Source organism: Achromobacter sp. Marseille-Q0513 (genome assembly GCF_018195695.1).
Lineage (GTDB): Bacteria > Pseudomonadota > Gammaproteobacteria > Burkholderiales > Burkholderiaceae_B > Achromobacter.
On the sequence record NZ_JAGTJY010000240.1, the window covers coordinates 1 to 4,472 of the forward strand.

5 protein-coding genes are annotated in these 4,472 nt (G+C 68.0%); 4 read left to right on the forward strand and 1 reads right to left on the reverse strand.

Going from position 1 to position 4,472, the window contains the following annotated elements; genetic code table 11:
• A partial coding sequence (locus KDH83_RS28160) for an FUSC family protein (RefSeq protein WP_212321831.1) occupies positions 1–1,112 on the forward strand: 1,112 nt, incomplete at its 5' end.
• 106 nt (positions 1,113–1,218) lie between these two features.
• The gene (locus tag KDH83_RS28165) at positions 1,219–2,055 is read left to right on the forward strand and encodes a universal stress protein (RefSeq protein WP_212321833.1); all 837 of its coding nucleotides are present in this window, start codon (positions 1,219–1,221) and stop codon (positions 2,053–2,055) included.
• Positions 2,056–2,146: 91 nt separating this feature from the next.
• Here the strand turns inward: KDH83_RS28165 and KDH83_RS28170 are convergent, their stop codons facing one another.
• Positions 2,147–2,908 (reverse strand): MetQ/NlpA family ABC transporter substrate-binding protein, encoded by a 762-nt coding sequence (locus KDH83_RS28170; protein ID WP_212321844.1) that lies wholly within the window; start codon positions 2,906–2,908, stop codon positions 2,147–2,149.
• A gap of 293 nt (positions 2,909–3,201) precedes the next feature.
• Between KDH83_RS28170 and rocF the strand changes: the two genes are divergently transcribed.
• A complete protein-coding gene (rocF, locus tag KDH83_RS28175; RefSeq protein ID WP_349291684.1) occupies positions 3,202–4,155 on the forward strand; it encodes an arginase in 954 nt (317 codons plus the stop codon).
• A 49-nt stretch (positions 4,156–4,204) separates the two neighbouring features.
• Positions 4,205–4,472, forward strand: a 268-nt coding sequence (locus tag KDH83_RS28180; RefSeq protein WP_212321835.1) for an alcohol dehydrogenase catalytic domain-containing protein, incomplete at its 3' end; no start/stop codon positions are given.

Consider the following 4,472-nt stretch of genomic DNA (forward strand, 5'->3'; position numbering starts at 1 on the left):
TCATTCCGGTGCTGGACCGGCTGCAGCAGTCCGCCCAATCCGTCCGGCAGGCGCTGTTCGACGCCGCCGAGCTGCCGACCGGTGCGGCATCCGGCTCGGCCGCCGCGCCGGCGCGGCAAGCCTGGAACACGCTGCGCCAGAATATGCGGCTGGAGTCGGACGCCCTGCGCCATGCCTTGCGCGTGGGCATCGGCGCCACGCTGGCCGTCGCCTTGTCGCGCAGCTTCGCCGTCAATCACGGCTACTGGATGTCGCTGACCCTGGTCTTCATCCTGCAACCCTATTTCGCCGCCACCTGGCAGCGCACCGTGGAACGCGTGCTGGGCAGCGTCGCGGGCGCGATCGGCGCCTCCTTGCTGGGCCTGCTGCTGAGCACGCCGCTTTCCGTCGCGCTGGCCGTGCTGCCGATCGCGCTGGGCACGTTTGCCGCGCGCACGGTGAACTACGCGCTGTTCACATTTTTCCTGACCTCGCAGTTCGTGCTGGTCAGCCATATCCAGCAGCCGGACCTGCACGAACCGGAACTGGCCGCGCTGCGCGCCTTCAACAGCGTGCTGGGCGCCGCGCTGGCGCTGCTGATCGGCTTTCTGCTGTGGCCGGAGAAGGCGCCCCGCGAACTGGCCGGCGCGCTGGCGCGCGCGCTGCAACGACACGCCGACTATGTGCTGGCGCTCATCCGGGAGAAAAGCGGCGAACAGGCGGACTCGCCACGCCGCATCGTCGAACTGCGCCGGCAGGCCTGCCTGGCGGCCGACAATGCCCAGGCGTCGCTGGAACGGCTGCAGCAGAACCCCCTGCATCGCGACAGCAAGGTCGACACGGCCGAAACCCTGCTCAACGCCATGCGCCGGGTGACCGCCGCCGGCACCGTGCTGGAAATCCAGCCCGCCCTGCCTGTGGACAGCGAGGCGGCATCCGCGCTGCGCGACTATGGCGAGACCCTGGCGCGGGCCCTGCACCCGCGCGACGGCGAACCGGAACCCGGCGGCCGGGTCATGCCGGTGCCGCTGGCGGTGGGCCAGGCGCAGCCCGGCCTGCCGGAACCCCTGGAACGCATCGCCCGCCAGGCGCGGCAGGTTCAACAGCTGCGCGACAAGCTCCAGCAAGCCTAGGACTTGCGCCGGAAGGGGCAAACTGAGGCCGGCTTGACGTGCGTCAAGCGCCGGCCGGCGCGAACGCGCAACGATAGAGCCAACCCAAGTTCACTCAGGAGGCTCTATGTACCGCCGCATTTCCGTCCATCTGGACCATGGTTTCGACTGCAAGCGCCGCACCCAGGCAGCCATCAGCCTGGCCAAACGCCATCAGGCGGAACTGGTCGGCATCTACGCCACCTCCGCCCCGCCGCAGTACTACTACGGCGAATCGGTGCTGATGTCGCGGGCGCTGAATGTCATGAAGGACTTGCAGGCGCAAGGCCGCGACACCGTCCAGAATGCATTCCTGGCGGCGGCCTCGCAGGCGGACATCCCCGCCCAGGTCCGCAGCGACGACACCTCGCCCAGCGCCTGCGTGGCGCAGCAAGGACGTGTCAGCGACCTGATCATCGTCAGCCAGCTGAACCGCGACGATGTCGAGGCCGCCCATGAGAACGAATTCGTCGAGCAGACCCTGCTGACCGCCGGTCGGCCGGTCCTGGTCGTGCCGTCCAGCGGACATTTTCCGGTGATCGGCGAGCGCGTGCTGTATTGCTGGGACGGCAGCCGCGAATCGGCCCGCGCGCTGGCGGATGCCGCGCCGGTCCTGCGCATGGCGGACCACCTGGTCGTGCTGACGATGGACGAAGGCGCGGCCACGCGGGGCGCCGGATCGGCCAGCTTCGACGACCTGGCCAGCTACTGCGAAGCCCAGGGCATGCCCCGGCCCGAGCATGTGCGCCGCGACATCAAGGGTGTGGGCGTGGGCAGCACCATCCTCAACGCGGCGGCCGACTACAGCGCTGACCTGATCGTCATGGGCGCCTATGGTCACAGCAAGCTCAGGGAGTGGGCCATGGGCGGCGCGACTGCCTCGATCCTGAAGACCATGACCGTGCCGATCATGTTCTCGCACTGAGCGACTGCCATCTGCTCCCGAGCCCCTGCGCATGCAGGGGCTTTTTGTTGTTGGCGAGCAGGCCTGGACGCGGCTGCCCTGCCGCGCCGCGCTACCAGGGAAAGTCGATCAGGTCGCCATACAGCCGCCGCAGCGTGGCCTTGACCTCGGGCGAGCCCTGATAGATGGCGATGAACTTCAGCAGCCTCGGATCGTTGGCGCGCTCGGGCGTGGTGACCCAGCGGATCGCGTAGCGGCGGATGGCGTCCGGGCTGTTGTTGTCGAAACCCAGGCTGTCCTGTTCGCTCAGTCCGGCCTGCTTGGCGAAGGTGGTGTACGTGACCGAGGCCGTCACGTCGTCGAAGGTGCGGGCCGATTGCGAGCCCTCGATGGGCATGAACTTCAGGCGCTTGGGATTGGACGCCACGTCCTCCACCGTCGCCATGTTGCCCACGCCGGGCTTCAGGCCGATCAGACCCATGGATTGCAGCAGCAGCAAGGCCCGGCCCGTATTGACCGGATCGTTCGGCACCGCGACGGTGGCGCCTTCGGGCAGCGGCTCGCCCCGCTTCAGCTTCTTGGAAAACAGGCCGATGGTGGTCGAATAGCCATAGGCGATCGGCACCAGGTTCACGCCTCGGCGCGCGTTGAACAGTTGCAGGAACGGCTCGTGCTGGAAGAAGTTGGCATCCACCGAACCGTCGGCCACCGCGATATTGGGCAGCACCCAGTCATTGAACTCCACCAGCTTGACCTCCAGCCCTTGCTGGGCGGCCAGCGCGATGGCTTTTTCGGTCGCCTCGTTGGCCAGGGCGGGAATCACGCCGATGCGCAGCGGCTTCTGCTGGGCGGCGGCGGGAAGCGCGCAAGCCATGGCGGCCAGCGCCAGCACGGCCGCGAAGCCGGGCCGCAGGAATGAAAGAAGGGACGGGAACAGGCGGATCATGGGCATGAATATGAAAAAATGGACGCCAGCGCTGCCGGCTTTGGGCCCATTGTGCCGCAAACGCCCGCCAGGCCATGGCAATGTCCTCTGTCACGCCATGGCAATGCGGGCGCGGGCGCGACGGCGCTAAGATGTGTCCACCATGCCGGTCCGGCCTGCGCCGGGCTGGCGGCGGCTTCTTGCGCCGCCTGATTCTGTCTTTCCTTTCCGGAGTCCGCCACGTGCAGAAAACCGCCAAGCCGACCACCCCTACCCTGCCTCGCAGCATCGCGCTGATCGGCGCGCCCACCGACATCGGCGCCGGCGCGCGCGGCGCCTCCATGGGACCGGAAGCCCTGCGCGTCGCCGGCCTGGGCCCCGTCATCGAGGCCCAGGGCTTCGAGGTCGAGGACCGCGGCAATCTGTATGGCCCGGCCAATCCGTGGCAGCCTCCCGTCGACGGCTACCGCCATCTGGCGGAAGTGGCCGCCTGGAACCGCGCGGTCCACGATGCGGTACATGCCGAACTGCGGCAAGGCAAGCTGCCCATTCTGCTGGGCGGCGACCATTGCCTGGGCATTGGCTCGATCAGCGCCGTGGCGCGCCATTGCCGCGACACCGGCAAGAAACTGCGGGTGCTGTGGCTGGACGCGCATGCCGATTTCAACACCCACGCGCTCACGCCCACCGGCAATATCCATGGCATGCCCGTGGCCTGCCTGTGCGGCTATGGCCCTGCGGAGATCACCGGCCTGTCCGGCCATCATCCCGACATCGAGGCCGCCTGGGTGCGCCAGATCGGCATACGCAGCGTGGATCCGGGCGAAAAGCAATTGGTGCACGAGGCCGGGCTGGAAGTGTTCGACATGCGCTACCTGGATGAAATGGGCATGCGCGCCACGATGCAGGCCGCGCTCGCCGGCCTGGACCAGGACACGCACCTGCATGTCAGCTTCGATGTCGATTTCCTGGACCCCGAGATCGCTCCCGGCGTGGGCACCACCGTGCCCGGCGGACCGACCTACCGCGAGGCCCAGCTCTGCATGGAAATGATCGCCGACACCGGGCTGATGCGCTCGCTCGACGTGGTCGAATTGAATCCCGCTTTCGACGTGCGCAACAAGACCGCCGAACTGGCGGTGGATCTGATCGAAAGCCTGTTCGGCAAGTCCACGCTGATGCGGCGCGACGCCTGACGCTCCCCTCTTCTGGTCGACAACAAGCAAGCCATAAAGGAGACATGCCATGAAGTGCTATTGCGTGGTCGATTTCCGCGCCCCGCTGCAGGAAATGGACCAGCCCACGCCCGTGCCGCAAGGCGCGCAGGTGCTGCTCAAGGTCCGCGCCGCCGGCGTCTGCCACAGCGACATCCATCTCTGGGAAGGCGGCTACGACCTGGGCCAGGGACGCACGCTGTCGCTCAAGGAGCGCGGCGTCTCGCTGCCGCTCACCATGGGCCACGAAACCGTCGGCGCGGTGGTGTCGGCCGGCCCCGACGCGGCCGGCCTGCGGC

Coding starts and splice junctions, on each gene's coding strand:
- KDH83_RS28165 (WP_212321833.1), top strand. CDS start 1,219: ATGTACCGCCGCATTTCCGTCCATCTGGACCATGGTTTCGACTGCAAG.
- KDH83_RS28170 (WP_212321844.1), bottom strand. CDS start 2,908: ATGGCTTGCGCGCTTCCCGCCGCCGCCCAGCAGAAGCCGCTGCGCATC.